The sequence below is a fragment of the Planktothricoides raciborskii GIHE-MW2 genome, from assembly GCF_040564635.1.
GTDB lineage: Bacteria > Cyanobacteriota > Cyanobacteriia > Cyanobacteriales > Laspinemataceae > Planktothricoides > Planktothricoides raciborskii.
On the sequence record NZ_CP159837.1, the window covers coordinates 3,630,002 to 3,645,510 of the forward strand.

Consider the following 15,509-nt stretch of genomic DNA (forward strand, 5'->3'; position numbering starts at 1 on the left):
TAGGGATGTGCATTGGTTGTGTAGCGCTTCCTGTACAATTTTGTGTAGAGGGATAATGAGGTAGATAATGATGGATGCCAGAACATTTGAGCGAAAGTTTAATAGTCTAACAGGCAAGCCAAAAGATGTACTAACGCCAACGCTGAATGGCCAAAGTGATGAGGATATTGCCAAGTCCCTGGGTATTGAAGCCAGCACGGTGAGAAAGCACCAATCGAATATTTACAAGCATTTTTTCGGTTCAGGACAGCGGAACTCCCGGCAGGATTTAATTGATTTGTTTCGCCAACACAAGCCGGAGTTAGTCCGAGTTAAGGAGAACGGCGATCGCACCCCTACTGACCCCTCGCCTCCATTAGAGTGTCATGCAGACGAAAGCAAGAATCCATGTACTGACTCCCATTCCACCGTTAGCGAAGCTATGCCCGAAAACGCTATCAGCGAGAATCCATCGCAGAATATACTGGTTATCGACTGGGGAGAAGCCCCGGAAATTCAGGGTTTTGTCGGCAGAACCACAGAACTTGAACAACTGAAAAACTGGATTATTCGCGATCGCTGTCGTCTAGTAGCAATTTTAGGACTGGGGGGAATTGGCAAAACTGGATTAGCGGTAGAACTGATTAATCAAGTAGAAAAAGCACCGCAACAGCCTTTTCAACTGGTATTTTGGCGCAGCTTGCGTGACGCGCCGGAATTAGAAACAATTGTCACAGATTTACTGGAATTTATTGCCCGCCAAACCAATATTATTGTTGACCAAACCTCAGATATAAAGAGTAAAATTAATCAGTTGATTAAAGTTTTGGCTGAAGTTCCCTGTTTAGTGGTTTTGGATAATTTGGAATCAATTTTTCGGCCAAAGGACAATCAGGTAGGAACCTACTTGAATGGATATGAAAACTATGGAGAATTGCTTCAGCGAATGCGACAAGGCAGACATCAAAGTTGTTTGCTGATTACCAGTCGGGAGAAACCCAGCGAAGTTGAGATTTCAAACCTTTGCCAAACTCTGCCCATCAAGGGTTTACAGGCTGAGGCTGAAGCTATTCTCAATCAAAAAGGATTGTTAGGAACGACTCAGGAAAAACAGGCATTAATTAGCAAATATGACGGGAATCCTTTAGCGTTAATTATTGCTTCAGAACTGATTAAGGAAGTTCATCAGGGAAAAATTCAGAACTTTCTCAAGAGCGATCGCCTGATGACCGGCAAAATCGAGGATTTGTTAAATCAGCAATATCAACGGTTATCCGATTTAGAAAAGCCGGTGATGTATTGGCTGGCGATTAATCGAAAACCCGTATTATTAGCCCAGTTACAGAAAGATATTTATCCATCACCTGATTATAAACAGTTGCGAGACGCAGTACAAAGTCTTATCCGGCGATCGCTCATCGAAACAACCGAAAAGGGTTATACCTTACAAAATGTCATCATGGAATACATGACCGACAAGTTGCGAGAGGCAATTTGCGGGGAAATCAAAGCCGGTAAATTCGATGAGAATCATAAATTTAATCGTTATGCCTTACTCAAAGCCAGCGCCGAAGATTATATCCGTCGCACTCAAAAACGTCTAATTATTAATCCGATTATGGATAAGTTAAACTCAGATTTTTCTGAGCAACTGGTTCCCCATTTAAAATCAATAATTTCCCAGGTAAAAAGTCAAAACCTCAGAGGCTATGCGGCGGGTAATTTAATCAATTTATTGTGCAATAGTAATCGGCCAGCAAATTTAGCCGATTGGGATTTTTCTGGCTTAACAATCAGGCAAGCATTTTTAAGAGATGTGGAATTGCCGGGAGTGAATCTGGAACATACTAAATTACATCAGTGCATTTTTCCCTTGTCTATGGGAGAAGTCTGGCATGGAGTTTTTTATCGAGATAGTGAATTAGTCGTTGGCGATAATCTGGGGACAATTTATATTTTAGACATTAAAACTCACCAAACCCGCAAAATTTTACCCGCCCACTCCAGCGATCTTACCTCCCTGAAAGTAAACGAGGAACAAGAAACTATCATTAGTGTGAGTCGCGATCAAACCATCCTTTTTTGGGATTTTAACACAGGCAAATGCCAGCGAACTATTCCGTTCCAGACTGATGCTATCACCGTTTCTACTATTAGTCCCGATGAAAAATTTTTAGCAACTAACCATCTCAATTCCCCTGATGTAGAACTATGGGATTTGAATACAGGGCAACATATCAGAACTTTATCAGGACATCAAGCACCAGTCACAGGAATTGCTTTTAGTCCGACAAATCCGCAACTGCTATTGACTGGCAGTAAAGACACAAATATCATACTCTGGAATCTGGAAACAGGTAAACTTATAGAGACTCTGACCGGACATTATCGGGAGACAGAAAGTGGGTCATTAGCTTTTAGCAAAGATGGCAATATTTTAGTCACAGGTAGCAATGACTCGACCATTAAATTTTGGGATATTTCCGATTTGCATAACATTAAGGAGTTTCACTGTATCTCTGATGGTCATCAGAATGACGTGCGAAGTCTAGCTTTTAGTCCCGATGGCAAATTATTGGCAAGTGGGGATGGGGATAGATTGGTGAAACTATGGGATATTTCAGAGATGACCAATCCCGAACCAATCAATACTTTAAAGAAACATAGTAGTTGGCTAGACTTAGTTAAGTTTAGCAGCAATGGCAAGTATTTATTGACCGCTGCGGCGGATAAAATCGTGTGTTTGTGGGATGTGGAAACCCCCGAAAAACCCAGTGAGTTGGAAACTTGGCGAGGCTATAGCAATTGGATTAGATCCCTGGCTTTTAGTCCTGATGGCAAAATGCTGATCAGTGGTAGTGATGATTATACCGTGAGAATTTGGGATGTCACTACAAAACAATTAAAAGATACTTGGCGAGGACATCAACAAAGAGTGAGCACCGTTGCCGTAAGTCCTGATGGGAAAATTCTGGCAAGTGGCAGTTGGGATTATACGGTGAGGTTGTGGAATTTGCAGACGGGTGAATGGGATGAAACTGATGTTAAAGATAAACATACCGATCAAGTTTATGGCGTTGCTTTTGCTCCCGATCAAAGCTTTTTAGTTAGTGTGGGTGACGATCATACCGTGAAAGTTTGGAATTTAGCCACCAAATCTCTGGCAAAACAATGGCAGCCTCAACTAGAGCAATTATTTGCTGTAGCGGTGAGTCCTGATAGTCAAACGATCGCCGTGGGGGGTCATAAACACCGCATAAAATTGTGGAATATTCATACAGGTGAAGAAAAACTTTTAACCGAAAGCGGGCGAGAAGTTCTTGGACTAGCCTTTAGTCCAGATGGCAAAAAGTTAGCCAGTAGCAGTTTTGATCTCACGGTGCGGTTGTGGGATTTAGCCACTGGAAAAGAACTGAGAAAATGGGATTGTCAACAAGTTTGGACTTACGGGGTTGCCTTTAGTCCGAATGGTGAATTAATCGCCAGTGGTAGTGCGGATTATAGTTTGTGTTTATGGGATATTAACAGTTATGAATGTTGTCATCGTTTGTTAGGACATAAAAAGAGTGTCACCACTGTAGCATTTAGTCCCGATGGGGAAATAGTTGCCAGTGGCAGTGTGGATGAAACCATTAAACTTTGGGATGTGAAGACAGGTGAATGTCTGGCTACTTTAGAAATTCCTCGTCCGTTTGCCCAGAGCAAAATTACCGGAATTCAAGGGGAAACTGAGGTAGAAACAGAAGCAATTAAAGCCACTTTAAAAGCATTAGGTGCCCTAGAATGATGGCGATCGGGCATTTATGCAGTAGAACCGTAGGGTGCGTTAGTGGAACGGAGTGGAACGTAACGCACCACCAACCTATGTGGGCAACGGATGGGATAACGGATGGGCAGCAGATAAAATAGCGATCGCTAAGAATAACTTTACTTTTTTTGATGATTATATAGCAGTATAAACCACAGAGACACAGAGGAACACAGAGGAGATTTCTTTGTGTTCTTTGTGTCTTTGTGGTGCGACTAATTTACTAGCCGTTTAAACTATTTGGGTCAATGCCATGCGATCGCAGCAATTCTTCTAAACGCTGGGATTTTTGCCGTTCCGCTTCAGCCAGTTGTCGTTCAGTTTCCGCCCGTTGCCGTTCCGCTTCAGCCCGTTGCCGTTCAGTTTCCGCCCGTTGCCGTTCAGTTTCCGCCCGTTGCCGTTCAGTTTCCGCCCGTTGACGTTCTGCTTCAAAATTTGCTTGGGCTTGTTCCGTTGGTGTTAAAATCCAATTACCTTGGGCATCATACCAACGCAACCAAACGCGATTAAGTCCTTCATATTCTCCCGACCACAAACCCAAACCTAATTCTAATTGAGGCATCCAAATTCTGGGTTCTTTTAACTCGATTTCCTGATAAAACCCAGCCCGGATTTCAAAGGCTTTTAATGTATCCGTATAGCGATCGAATACGATATAATAAGGAACCTTCAAAATTTGCTCGTAAACTTCCCATTTTGTCGGGGGTTGATTGCTTAATCTCGTACTTCTGCCTAAGTCTTCTTTTTCCGTTCCGGGTGATAGTAATTCTACCACCACCGTCGGGGCAACCACTTCTTGCCAAATCACATAACTTAACCGTAAATCCTTTTCGTCATAAAGCCGTGACACCCCGACCACTCCAAACCAGTCTGGTCGTTTATACCAAGAATGGTGTCGCCCATCATAATAAAGGTTCATATCACTACCGCAAAACACTTTTTCTGCTGGGTAGTTGGGGGGGCGAAAAGTTACGCGCAAAAGTTCGGGTTGAAAGTCATGGAATTCGTCAGGCAAACCAGGTTCCTCCGGGTTTTCACTAGGTAAGTCATACATGGTGGGCAGGGTTTCTCTCGGAGAAACAGGAGTTTCTCTTTGTTCTATCGGGTATTTAAATTGTTTAAGTTGCATTTTGCTTCGACAACCGTTTATTATTTATAATAATTCAATTATAACGCAAAACAAAAAATGTGCGTTTGGTTTTTTCAGGTAAAAATCTATGATGACTAAACATTCCGATCTAAGAAAATCCGTAGAGATATTAGATGGAGGAACGGGAGAAGAATTACAACGGCTGGGACTGCCGGACGATCGCAAAATTTGGTCTGCCCGTGCCCTAGTAGACCAGCAATATCACGATTTAGTGCGGCGCGTTCATCAAAATTTTATTCGGGCAGGGGCGCTTTATATTACTACTAATAATTATGCGGTGACTCCTAACTGTGGATTAGCCGATCGCCTGGAAGAATTAACCAGATTGGCGGGTCATTTAGCGGTGGAAGCTAGAGATAAATGTCACCAAGAAGGATATCTAAGAGTGAAAATTTGTGGTTGTCTACCTCCGCTGGGAGAAAGTTACCGCCCCGACCTGATTTTACCCAAAGAAATTTCCCTGGATTACTATCGCCGCATTGCGCTGAGTTTACTGCCTTTTGTGGATATTTATCTGGCGGAAACTATGTCTTGTTTGGCAGAAGCAAGCTGGGCATTAACAGCGGCAAATTCAGTCAGTCCAGATATGCCTTTATGGGTGTCTTGGACAGTGCAAAAAGATGGCTGTTTGCGAAGTGGAGAACCGGCAACAGAGGCGATTCGTTCTTTACTGAAATTACCCGGAATTGAGGGAAGACTAAAGGCGATCGCGTTTAACTGTAGCGAACCGGAATCAATCACATTAACCTTGCAATCTATTCATGGCGATCGCGCCTTAACCGAAGATTTACAACAGCGCGGAATTCAATTAGGGGCTTATGGGAATCGGTTAGTTCCAGTAGAGGCAAATTTTGAATTAGCCAAAAGTGAATCTGCTGCCCCAACCAGAGAGGATATCACCGAAAAAGTTTACACTAATTTTGCCTTAGAATGGGTGAAACTAGGGGCGCATTTTATTGGGGGCTGTTGTGGAGTCAGTCCCCAATATATTAAAAATTTATCCGATAGATTAATCTAGGGGGAAATTATTTAGGGTGGGCAAAAGCTCTTATTTTGCCCACGGTTATTTTATTCTAATTTCATTTGAGTAAATAAATCGATCGCCGATCGCCAAACTAAATATCCTTGACGGCTTAAATGTAGACCATCGGTGGTTAACTCTAACCGTAGATTTCCATTAGCATCCGTAAATAAAGGATGTAAATCTAGGAAATAAACATTTTCTTCCTCTGCGATCGCTTTTAGTTGACTGTTCATCTCGCGAATAGTCTCATTGGGAATTGCTAAGAGGCGATCGCGTCTTTCCCAAGTCGCATCTTCTGAACTGTGGGGTAAAATTGACTGCACCACCACTTGAGCATTAGGATGAGCCCAAAGAATATCGCGGATAATTAAACGGGAATTTTCCAGCACCGTTTCCGGTGACTCCCCGCGAATCAAGTCATTAATTCCAATCAAAACAAACACCGTTTCGGGATTAGTTTCATCCAGGATTTTTAATCGCTTCAATAAGCCCTGAGAAGTTTCTCCCGAAATCCCTTGATTCAGCCAAGTTTTACCCGGTGGCAATAACTCTGGAGGAAACCACAGAGTTATCGAATCCCCAGCTAAAATAAACAACCGTTCGGGCGGATTTTTCGCCACCGCTTTGGCTTCCCGGCCCAACTGGGCAACCCATTGGTCATAATTCCAGCGATGTTTTGGCCCTAACTGGAGTTGACTGGGGGATACCTTGATGCTTTCTAGGGTTTGTTCATTATTCAATTTGGCCGATTTTGACCAGTCAGCGGAAGATCCTGAGCCTTTTGCCAGCAGCAAACTGACCGTCAAAAGCAGCAACCCATTCGCTGCCAAGGATAATAAAGCCCAAGACGGAATTTTATTCAAGGACGTGAATATGCTAATTGTTTGGAGTTTGCCTGGTTCCACCGTTTAATTTATCTGCTTATGGGGTGAAGACTTTGCCCACAGGTTATCACATCTGATTGCTAATTGGCTTGGTGGTGTTCCTCTGCTTTTTATCAGTCTTACAGGGTACATTCACAGGGTCATTCACAGAGTCATTGGCAAAATCATTGGCAAAATCAAGGCAACCAGGGGATCCCCTCTAAGTTTATTCGATATCCTGGGTCAGTCTTATCTTAGGGAAAAATCGAGAAAATGATGTCTGGGTGGTTTTTGCCCAGACCATCTATTTTTGAAATCCGGCTATTCTGGGTTATTTCTAGGGAGCATTTCACATAGATGCCTATTTTTACGGTCAATTAACCAGAGAAAAATTAACTCGCCGCACCATTCCCATACCCATCGTAGTTTTGCGTCCCAAACCGGCATATAAAGCAAAATCCGCCAAGGCATTTAGTTGTTTAATTGCAGTGGGTTCAACCTCTCCCAAAATTCGGAAACTAATCTCCCCAATACAGCCGATAAAAGTGCTCCGAGAATCCCCCACTACTTCGGTACGAATATTAAAAAAACTGGGAAAAATCATCCCTAACAAATCAGGGGAAAACTCTATGCCACTGTATTTATTCCAGCGGTGCAGCAAACTATTAAAGACACAATCCCTGGTTGGCAAAGAGGCATCGTACTGTCCCTGACGAAAAGAGGTCGGTGTGGCAATGGTAAAAGCCAGTTGGCGATCGCGATCGGAAGCCTTTTCATATAAAGTAGAATAAGAGCTAAAATTTGCCCAAGGTTGCTGAGGTTGCGCCGTGCCTAAAATACTGGTAATGTGTAAATCTGCTGGCCCTAAATGCCAAGAATGCTCTGGGTTTAAATTCAACCAAAGCTTAGTCAAGCGAGAAAACAATGTATCATCTAATAAAGAAATCCGCCACCAGCAACGAGTCCCCCCACTAATGCCTTGATGATACTCCCATTCTAACGAATCAATGCCGAATGCACTCCGCATTTTTCCGCTAATTTGTAAAGGACTGAGGGTGAAAGCTTTATCATTTTTTTGCTCATGGAGATAGTCGCCTAATTCTCGATCTCCCGCGCTGACCAAGGTGAGAAATAGGGCGTGTAAATGTCTGCCGGTGAGGTATTGGGGAGGAATCCAAGATTTAGGTTGGATGTTGAGGACAAGACTGTGAGGCATTGGCTTATTTTGGGTTGAAGATTTAGGGTTATTTTGGGTTATAAAAGGTAATTTTAGGGCGGCAATGGTGCGAGCATAACAATATTGTAGGGGCGAAGCATTCGGGTAAAAAATTTTTCTTGTGTCCCAGAGATACTTTGCCCGAATAAGGGCGAAGCATTCGGGTAAAAAATTTTTCTTGTGTCCCAGAGATACTTTGCCCGAATGCTTCGCCCCTACTAGGTTTATTTACAAAAGTGTAAGGGGGCGATCGCGCCATTACAACTATTGCCAATACGGATGAATTAATTAACTGGACGGTTCTAACGCCTTAATATAGCGAATAATTACCGATTTTTTACCATTTGCACTTTCAAACTGATACAGCAATTTTTCCTCAAATCCAGTAGATTTAGGCTTGATAAACACTCCAGGCAGTTCCACAAAACCGACTTCTGGATCGTAAGGATATTCTGGCAAATTATCTGGCATGATAGCACCATCATGGGATTTATTGATTTTGATGATAATGTCTTTATGATAAGCAAATCCCCAGCTTAAATCCCGCAAATCCGAGCAAGTCTCTTCTTGATTATAATAGCGTTCATAAACCCTGATATTGGCATAAAGATTACTGCTTGTTTCAGACTTTTTGATCGTAAAGCGGTCAATGGGTACAGAAACTTGAGGCATTTTTGCTATATCTTCGTTGGCAGAACCATCATCATAAACTAATGTCACCGAAGGTGTCCAACTGCGGGTGATGATTAAGCCTTTATCGTGAGCCGGTTGACAAGTTAAATCCGCTTCATAAACATAGTCCTGGAGCATCGAAAATAATTCGACAACTCGGTAATCATCAACATGAGGTTTATGGGCAATACAGTCACAAATTTTATCACTGTCAAACTTAGTGAGCGATCGCAACATTTCTTGATAATTTTCCCATCCTGGTTCACTCAAAGTATTCGCGAAATTTTGAATATAATTTCCCACTAAAATAACTTTAGCATTGGCCACATCTCCTCGGCGGTTACAGCGACCTGCTCTTTGAATCAAGTTTTCTGGAGGACAAAGTTCAGAAATTAGCGTTTGGCTATTCAAATCACAACCAACTTCGATCGCGCTGGTAGTAATCAGAATATAAGATTGATTGTTGTCATCCCGATTTTTTAGGCGTTTGTAAACGTTAGTCCGAGAAAATTCGTGATTCGCAGGCTGCTCAGAAATACGGCCATGATAAAGAAATAAAAATTGTCCTTTGGCGTCAACATGAGAACCTAACTCATGTTTAACCTGCTGATAAATAGCCACCGCATCTTTAACGGTTTCCACAACCGCAATAATCCGGCGATCGCTGTTTATTTGCCATTCATTGAGAATAACTTGGGAAAACTGGGTTTGAAAATCATTCGGATCTTGCGGATTGCGTGTAATTTCGCTCAACCATTGAAAGCTTTTTTCATTGAGACAAGATTGATTTAAGGTTTGCTGCTGAAATTTTATGAGTTTTTCTCTGTTTTCTGGATTGGCAATATAATCAATCACCCGCAGATAATCAAAAAGATCCTGATGTTCTGGGGGCATTGTAGCGGTCATTAATACGATCGCCCGTCCCGCTTCATACAGCGATCGAACTAAACTAGAAAAATTGGTAAAAGCCAAATCATCATAACTATGGGCTTCATCAAAACAAATTAAACTTTTTTCTTGGTGAATCCGCAGGGGAAAAATAAACGACTTCTGTTTGTCTCCAAAAGCAAAATAGCGATAGAGAAACTTATCGATAGTCGTTAAAATCACATTACCTTTGTAAAGATGGCGGCGGGGATTAATCCTCCGTTTAATTTCTTGACCATTTTGATAGACCCAGCGGTGCATCTGGGAGCCAGTATCAACCACCAGCGAAAATTCTTTACCGGGATAAAGCTGTGAAAACTTCTTAAGGTACTCTTCAACGCGCTGTTTTTGATCTTCTAATAAACTGCGAGCCGGTAAAGGTAAAAATAGCCGATAATTATGTGCTAAAGCAGCAAATAAAATACTCTCTAATTTACCCGTACCCGTTGGAGCTTTTAACAAAATAGCGGGAGTTTCGTCTGCCAAAGCCTCAAACATTTCTTTTTGCATTGGGTTTGGCTGAAACCCTGCTAACTGCTGATACCAAAATTCACAGCGTTTATCTTCCGGTTCCTCTAAAGGTGGATAAGGTTTGAGGATAGCTGTTTTTGGGGGTTGCTTCGCTTGTTCTTCTGGTTTGGATTGCCACCAGTCTTTGACAATTGTATCCAGAGTTTTGCCTAAATCTTTTGCTGGCTTTTCATCTACACATTTTTGCAACTTATTTTTGTCATCTTCAGCTAAATCATTAAGCCGCATTGCCCATGACTCAAAATTCAATTTTATGACGGCATCTTTGGCAAAAGGCCAAGGATCAATATAATATTCCAATTTCGACCCATCCTGGGCAATGGTAAAATCCATAAATGCCCTCGATTCGGCTTGACTTTCATCTCCGATAACTCGGCAAGCTAACTCCGCTTCAATTTGATCGCACATTTCTAAAATGTAGAGTTCCTTAGCATAAGCAAGGGCGTCTTCATTTCCTAGCTGTTGATATTTTTCCTCTTTGTTCAAAGTATAAGTATCTCGACAAATATCCCCAACAGAAAAATCGTGATGTCCCCGCGCTAAAGCTTGCGCCCAAGTATCTTTTTTACTTTCCGCTAAAAACCGATGTCCTTTGAAGGAATAGATATAGTTTTTAAAGTTTCCTTGTGAATCAGTGTTGACACCAATGGCAAATTTTTGTGGTTTCCCTTGATCGTGAATTTTCGCCGCTTCTAAAACCCGTTCAAATGAAGACTCAAAAGGAAAATCATCTTGATCCCAATCCCGAACCAACTTCATCACATTGCCCACATGATTACCCAAAGGTTGAAAAAGAACCTCATTCGGAATCGGGTGAGGATCGCCTGGAAAAAACACGCGGCCAAAATTATAGGGACGATCGCGATCGCGCTTGACTTTTGACATAAACTTATCCTCGCAGCAAATTAACCAGAGAAACAGGGATATAAATTTCCCCGTTGGTATAGTAATCAAGGGTAGGGCTGGGATTCACCGGCTGAGAAAAATATGCCCCTACAAAGGGAACAAACCCATTAATTAAACTGGGCTGCAAATCTAAAAAGCCTTCTCGGTCTGAATCAGTTTCATAATTTGCATCCCAGTTATAACGATAAAGGTTGTAAATATCAAAACCTCCCACAACTTCCCCTCTTTCTAAAAGGGCTTCTACCGGCACAATGGTTGAAGGATTTGCGGCAACGGTTCTTTGTTCAAGGGGCATAATTTCTGAAACTTCGGTGACAATAGCAAAGCCTTCTTTGCCTAATTTACAGCCGTAGGTTTCCAAATCTTGGAAATGTTTTAAACCGGGCAAAGAGTCCGCCACCACATAACCAATTAACTCCTCAGCAATCAAATATTCCCAAGTATGTAACTGAAAATTTGCCTTATCTTCTTCCAGATATAACCTGGAAAAAGAATCATGGTTAAACTCGCGCATTCCCTTGCGATAGGTGCGATGAACTGAACTCAACGCACCTTTAGGCAAATAAGCACCTAGGGAAAGATAACGGGGAGGTAAGGCATAAAAGGGGGGATTTTCTTTGTTAATTCGAGTTTCGGGAATCTCTAAACCTACACTCATTATTCCTAACCTTCGCAGAAACCCAGAAAAGGTAGTGGGTGGGACAAAGGGATAGGTAGCGATATTGAGAATTGAACCGGGCAGAATTCTAAAAGTCATCGCTGCTGCCGGTTGCAATTTAATTTCTACGCAGTACATAAATTACTTCTGCAAAACAGTGTCAACAAACAAGCTAGAATATTCCAGCAATTTTTCTAATGCAGCATCTCCAATCCAGCGATCGAAGTAGGTCGCTTGGATATGGTCTGAGTTGCTTTCTGGGGTTCTGGCAAGACGAATAAAATTATCAATTGCTGTTTCTGGATCGGTGACTGATGGGGAAATAATCGGACGTTTACCACGGGGAACTAGATACTTATCTAATACCAACAATGGCATCTGATTTTCGCTTTCTGCGATCGCCACTCCTTTGGGATTTCCAGAACCAATCCGAGGCAAAGAATCTAAAAAAGCATAGGCAACCGAAGCAAATTCTTTCTCTGTGACACTGAGAGCGTGATTAGACACAGGATATAATATCCCCGGTTGATTATATTCCCGCTTAAAAGGGATGGGTGTTTCATCCTTTTGATTCACCAAAAGTGCCGGGTGCATTGCCCGTTGTTTTTCTACGGGATAAATTGCTTGAACTGCAACACCACCACCATGAGTAACTCGACCGATTAAAGTTCTTTTCCCCGGATCGAGCGCACCATAAGAACCACAAATCGGACAATCTGGTTTAGCACAGGTTTTAGGAATTCCACACTCTTGTTTATCGCCTAATAACTGACCTGTTTTCACCGGCGCCCACAATAAACAACGACGTTCGACACCCCGCCGTTTTGTGGGGGAAAGATAACATTTGTCCAGAGATTCTCCATCCTTAGTCGTCAGTTTTACCATCTCTACTAAGTTGACATTTACCTGTACCTCATGCCCAAAATATAACTCTTGAGCACCTTCAAGAATGGCGTAAATGTCAAAATGCAGACGGGGATTTTGAGAATCGGTTTTAGGAAGTCCAGTAGCCATGATTATTTCTCGCTTGTAGTAGTTTTTTCTTTTCGCAATTGCTCAGGAAAGTGAATGTAAAGAGATAACTTGAGTTGATAAGTTAAATCTCTCCAATCTTTTTCTTCCTTATAGCCACTTCTATCTGGGTTAGATAAATATTCATAGGCAGCCATTAAATCATTGGGATACAAAGTAAGTGATTTATTATGGGATTTATCGCCATCATTTTTTTGATTTTCCCGACCAGTAATGTTCAGGTTATCTTCTAAGAATTTTTTTGCTTGATCGTAGATAAAATATATATCGGGATTTCGGTAAAGCCTCACTTGAGTGAAAGTTCGTTTATCTTCTCCCACATAATTAATCGGACAATAAAGACCAAAACAATAAGAAAAAATACTGGCATTATCGTCTACTTTTTCAATTAACTTGCCCACCTCTCGCTTCACATCTTCTGGTTTTTCCTGGTTGGTCGCATTTTTCTTAAATGCCAGAATAAAAGGATAAAGTAAGCCGGTTAAAGCTGCTACATCCCTGTATATTTTCGCTTTTTTAAACATGAGATTATCTGAAGCCATACATTCTCCTTGTGAGTCCAAATTTAAATCTTTCCAAATTCTTTCAAAGTATGCCTGTCGATTATTGTTTAATTGCCGCATCAAGTCGTTGCTAGACACAGTTGCATCTTTTACTGTGGTGTACTCTGCCAGAATTGGCAAATCTTTTTCTACATAACGCACCGCCTCACCCAAAGTCATGTTGATATCTTTACCGGAAATAATGATCGATTGTCCATAGCCCTCAATTAAACCTTTAATAAAAATTAAATGCCTACTTTCTAAAGCAACACCTTCACTGCCTTGATAAATCAGAGAAAAATTAAAATCAGCTAAGACTTCGCGGGGAAAAATCGAGGCAACTTTAGCCAAAGCATATTGGACTTGACCTAACTTTGCTGAGGCAATATCTCCTTTATTTGTCTTATCTGATGCCAGAATTAAATAACGACCGGCATTTAAATGTAACTGCCCAGTTGTCACCATTCTGAGATAGTCTTTAAATTTCTCTTGTTTGTCTCTAAAATTTTGATGGTTGTTGGTATCTTTGGATTCTAGTTTGAGAATAATGCTCTCATCAGTGACTTTTAACGGTGATGCAAATGCCAGGGCAGAACAAGAGGCACAAATATGCGGTCTGCCTTCACTAGATGCTGATTGACGCCTTTGAGAAGGACGCTCAAACATAAATCTGAGAACTTGCCAACGAGCAGTTTTTGGATCGATCGCCACTCCACAGGAATAACAAAATTCTTTGCTATCATCACCGGGCGATCGCGCTTCCATAACTCTGGGTTTTTCTGTAAGTAAAGGTTCGGGTATATCCTCTTTTATTTCATTCTCCATTAAGCGATACATTTCGACAATACATTGAGTAAAAATATCCCCGCGAGTCGAGTTAATTTGGTCTGTAGCCGTTTTAGTAAAAGTTTTGGCGATCGCCTCGATTTGTTTAAACTTATCACGATTTTGCTTTCTATCCAACTCCACAAACTCAAAGGTATCTCCTTTACTCTTTTCAAAGAGATGCCGTTTTTGCTGTACAGAAAAATTAGACCAGATAATCTGTGCTGTTAATTTATTCTGCTGATTCTGTAGCTTTTTCTGTTGGGCTTTTGTTAACCCTGACTGTCCTAGTTGTGCTTCTAAATCTTCCAGGGATTTCCAGAGGGCTTCTTGTTCATCTAAAATCTTGCCAAAACTTTTGTGAAAATATTCCAAATATTTTTTAGCTTCTTTTGCTTGCATTTCCTCCTTGTCTTTCAATTGCTTTTGTTGTGATTTTAGGTCTTTTTCGCTTAATGCTTCATCAGATATTTGTTTTTTTAGGCGATCGATTTGCTGCTGCCGAACTTTTTGCCGATTTTGGACATCGCGAATTACTGCCAGATACCAGGCAGCTAAAACATTTGCTTGTTCCTCCGTTAAAATTGGCACATCTAAGGTACTGAAACCCCGTCCCGACAGAGTGACACTATTGAGCATGGCAATAAATGTCTGCACTAATCCGGGTAACTGATGTTTTGGTTCTCCATAAGCAGAAAAAGCCACATTTTTGATAAAGTCTTCCCACAGGTTTCTCAAGTCGGCAACCGCAAGATTACCCGGAATAAAAACCCGAACATGATAATCGCTTTCTTCTAAAACAACGATATGATGTACCTTTTGCAAATAGTCTAAAAAACGCTCGATCGCGCTTTCAGTTGCCAGTCTTGCCTGCAACTCTCCGGGTAACGGTGATTTATATAAAATCTGAAGTTTCCCGATCGCCCGTCCTTGATAAAAAATTTGGCTGCCTTTACATTTAATTTCGGGAAATTGCTGATTATTTGACCGTTTTTTTTGCTTTAGTTCTCTGATAATTCTGGGGTCGCCTAATTGCTTGGCTATCCCTAAAGCCATTGGTTGACTACTTAATATCGAAATTAGCGTTTTTATTTCACCATTCGGGATAACCTTAGCAACTAAAGCACTCAACAGTATTTTTGGATTAAATGCAGGACTATGCTTGGGAACAATACAGCTAGTAACTTCTAAGGATGAATCCTGAAAGTTTTGCTCAAATAAATTAAGTTGTTGGCCGATCATGCTTGATTTTCCTTCCCATAAGCGATACAAGCTAAAATATCCTCACGTTCCCCAACCCTGTAGGGGCGAAGCATTCGCGTAGATAATTTTTGGGTTAACAGTGAACATTCAGCCGCGAATGCTTCGCCCTTGCG

General features: G+C 41.5%; 9 protein-coding genes. 2 read left to right on the plus strand and 7 right to left on the minus strand.

Annotated elements, in window-relative coordinates:
- The first annotated feature begins 67 nt into the window (after nucleotides 1–67).
- A complete protein-coding gene (locus ABWT76_RS15375; RefSeq protein ID WP_354634564.1) occupies nucleotides 68–3,766 on the plus strand; it encodes an NACHT domain-containing protein in 3,699 nt (1,232 codons plus the stop codon).
- A gap of 244 nt (nucleotides 3,767–4,010) precedes the next feature.
- Here ABWT76_RS15375 and ABWT76_RS15380 read toward each other — a convergent pair whose 3' ends face one another.
- Entirely contained in the window at nucleotides 4,011–4,916 is a 906-nt protein-coding gene (locus ABWT76_RS15380; RefSeq protein WP_354634565.1) for a Uma2 family endonuclease, read from the minus strand.
- Nucleotides 4,917–5,004: 88 nt separating this feature from the next.
- Between ABWT76_RS15380 and ABWT76_RS15385 the strand changes: the two genes are divergently transcribed.
- On the plus strand, nucleotides 5,005–5,955 hold the full coding sequence (locus ABWT76_RS15385; RefSeq protein WP_082348702.1) for a homocysteine S-methyltransferase family protein: 951 nt from the start codon (nucleotides 5,005–5,007) through the stop codon (nucleotides 5,953–5,955).
- Between the two features lie 50 nt (nucleotides 5,956–6,005).
- Here ABWT76_RS15385 and ABWT76_RS15390 read toward each other — a convergent pair whose 3' ends face one another.
- The 6 genes from ABWT76_RS15390 to ABWT76_RS15415 all read right to left on the minus strand — a co-directional run bounded on the left by ABWT76_RS15390 (nucleotide 6,006) and on the right by ABWT76_RS15415 (nucleotide 15,375).
- Nucleotides 6,006–6,824 carry an SGNH/GDSL hydrolase family protein gene (locus tag ABWT76_RS15390; RefSeq protein ID WP_199317271.1) on the minus strand — a complete coding sequence of 273 codons (819 nt, stop codon included), beginning with the start codon at nucleotides 6,822–6,824 and terminating at the stop codon, nucleotides 6,006–6,008.
- 373 nt (nucleotides 6,825–7,197) lie between these two features.
- Complete coding sequence (cas6, locus tag ABWT76_RS15395; RefSeq protein WP_054464505.1) at nucleotides 7,198–8,040, minus strand: CRISPR-associated endoribonuclease Cas6; 843 nt, start codon at nucleotides 8,038–8,040, stop codon at nucleotides 7,198–7,200.
- Between the two features lie 288 nt (nucleotides 8,041–8,328).
- Nucleotides 8,329–11,055 carry a CRISPR-associated helicase Cas3' gene (gene cas3 / locus ABWT76_RS15400; RefSeq protein ID WP_354634566.1) on the minus strand — a complete coding sequence of 909 codons (2,727 nt, stop codon included), beginning with the start codon at nucleotides 11,053–11,055 and terminating at the stop codon, nucleotides 8,329–8,331.
- Between the two features lie 4 nt (nucleotides 11,056–11,059).
- Complete coding sequence (locus ABWT76_RS15405; RefSeq protein WP_354634567.1) at nucleotides 11,060–11,872, minus strand: hypothetical protein; 813 nt, start codon at nucleotides 11,870–11,872, stop codon at nucleotides 11,060–11,062.
- Nucleotides 11,873–11,875: 3 nt separating this feature from the next.
- Nucleotides 11,876–12,748 (minus strand): hypothetical protein, encoded by an 873-nt coding sequence (locus tag ABWT76_RS15410; protein ID WP_354634568.1) that lies wholly within the window; start codon nucleotides 12,746–12,748, stop codon nucleotides 11,876–11,878.
- 2 nt (nucleotides 12,749–12,750) lie between these two features.
- Nucleotides 12,751–15,375: a hypothetical protein gene (locus ABWT76_RS15415; protein WP_354634569.1), complete on the minus strand. Its 2,625-nt coding sequence runs from the start codon at nucleotides 15,373–15,375 to the stop codon at nucleotides 12,751–12,753.
- Between the last annotated feature and the right edge of the window lie 134 nt (nucleotides 15,376–15,509).

What these genes read in the sequence shown, in the direction of transcription:
- ABWT76_RS15375 (WP_354634564.1), top strand. Translation starts at nt 68, where the DNA reads ATGATGGATGCCAGAACATTTGAGCGAAAGTTTAATAGTCTAACAGGC.
- ABWT76_RS15380 (WP_354634565.1), bottom strand. Translation starts at nt 4,916, where the DNA reads ATGCAACTTAAACAATTTAAATACCCGATAGAACAAAGAGAAACTCCT.
- ABWT76_RS15385 (WP_082348702.1), top strand. Translation starts at nt 5,005, where the DNA reads ATGATGACTAAACATTCCGATCTAAGAAAATCCGTAGAGATATTAGAT.
- cas6 (WP_054464505.1), bottom strand. Translation starts at nt 8,040, where the DNA reads ATGCCTCACAGTCTTGTCCTCAACATCCAACCTAAATCTTGGATTCCT.
- cas3 (WP_354634566.1), bottom strand. Translation starts at nt 11,055, where the DNA reads ATGTCAAAAGTCAAGCGCGATCGCGATCGTCCCTATAATTTTGGCCGC.
- ABWT76_RS15405 (WP_354634567.1), bottom strand. Translation starts at nt 11,872, where the DNA reads ATGTACTGCGTAGAAATTAAATTGCAACCGGCAGCAGCGATGACTTTT.
- ABWT76_RS15410 (WP_354634568.1), bottom strand. Translation starts at nt 12,748, where the DNA reads ATGGCTACTGGACTTCCTAAAACCGATTCTCAAAATCCCCGTCTGCAT.
- ABWT76_RS15415 (WP_354634569.1), bottom strand. Translation starts at nt 15,375, where the DNA reads ATGATCGGCCAACAACTTAATTTATTTGAGCAAAACTTTCAGGATTCA.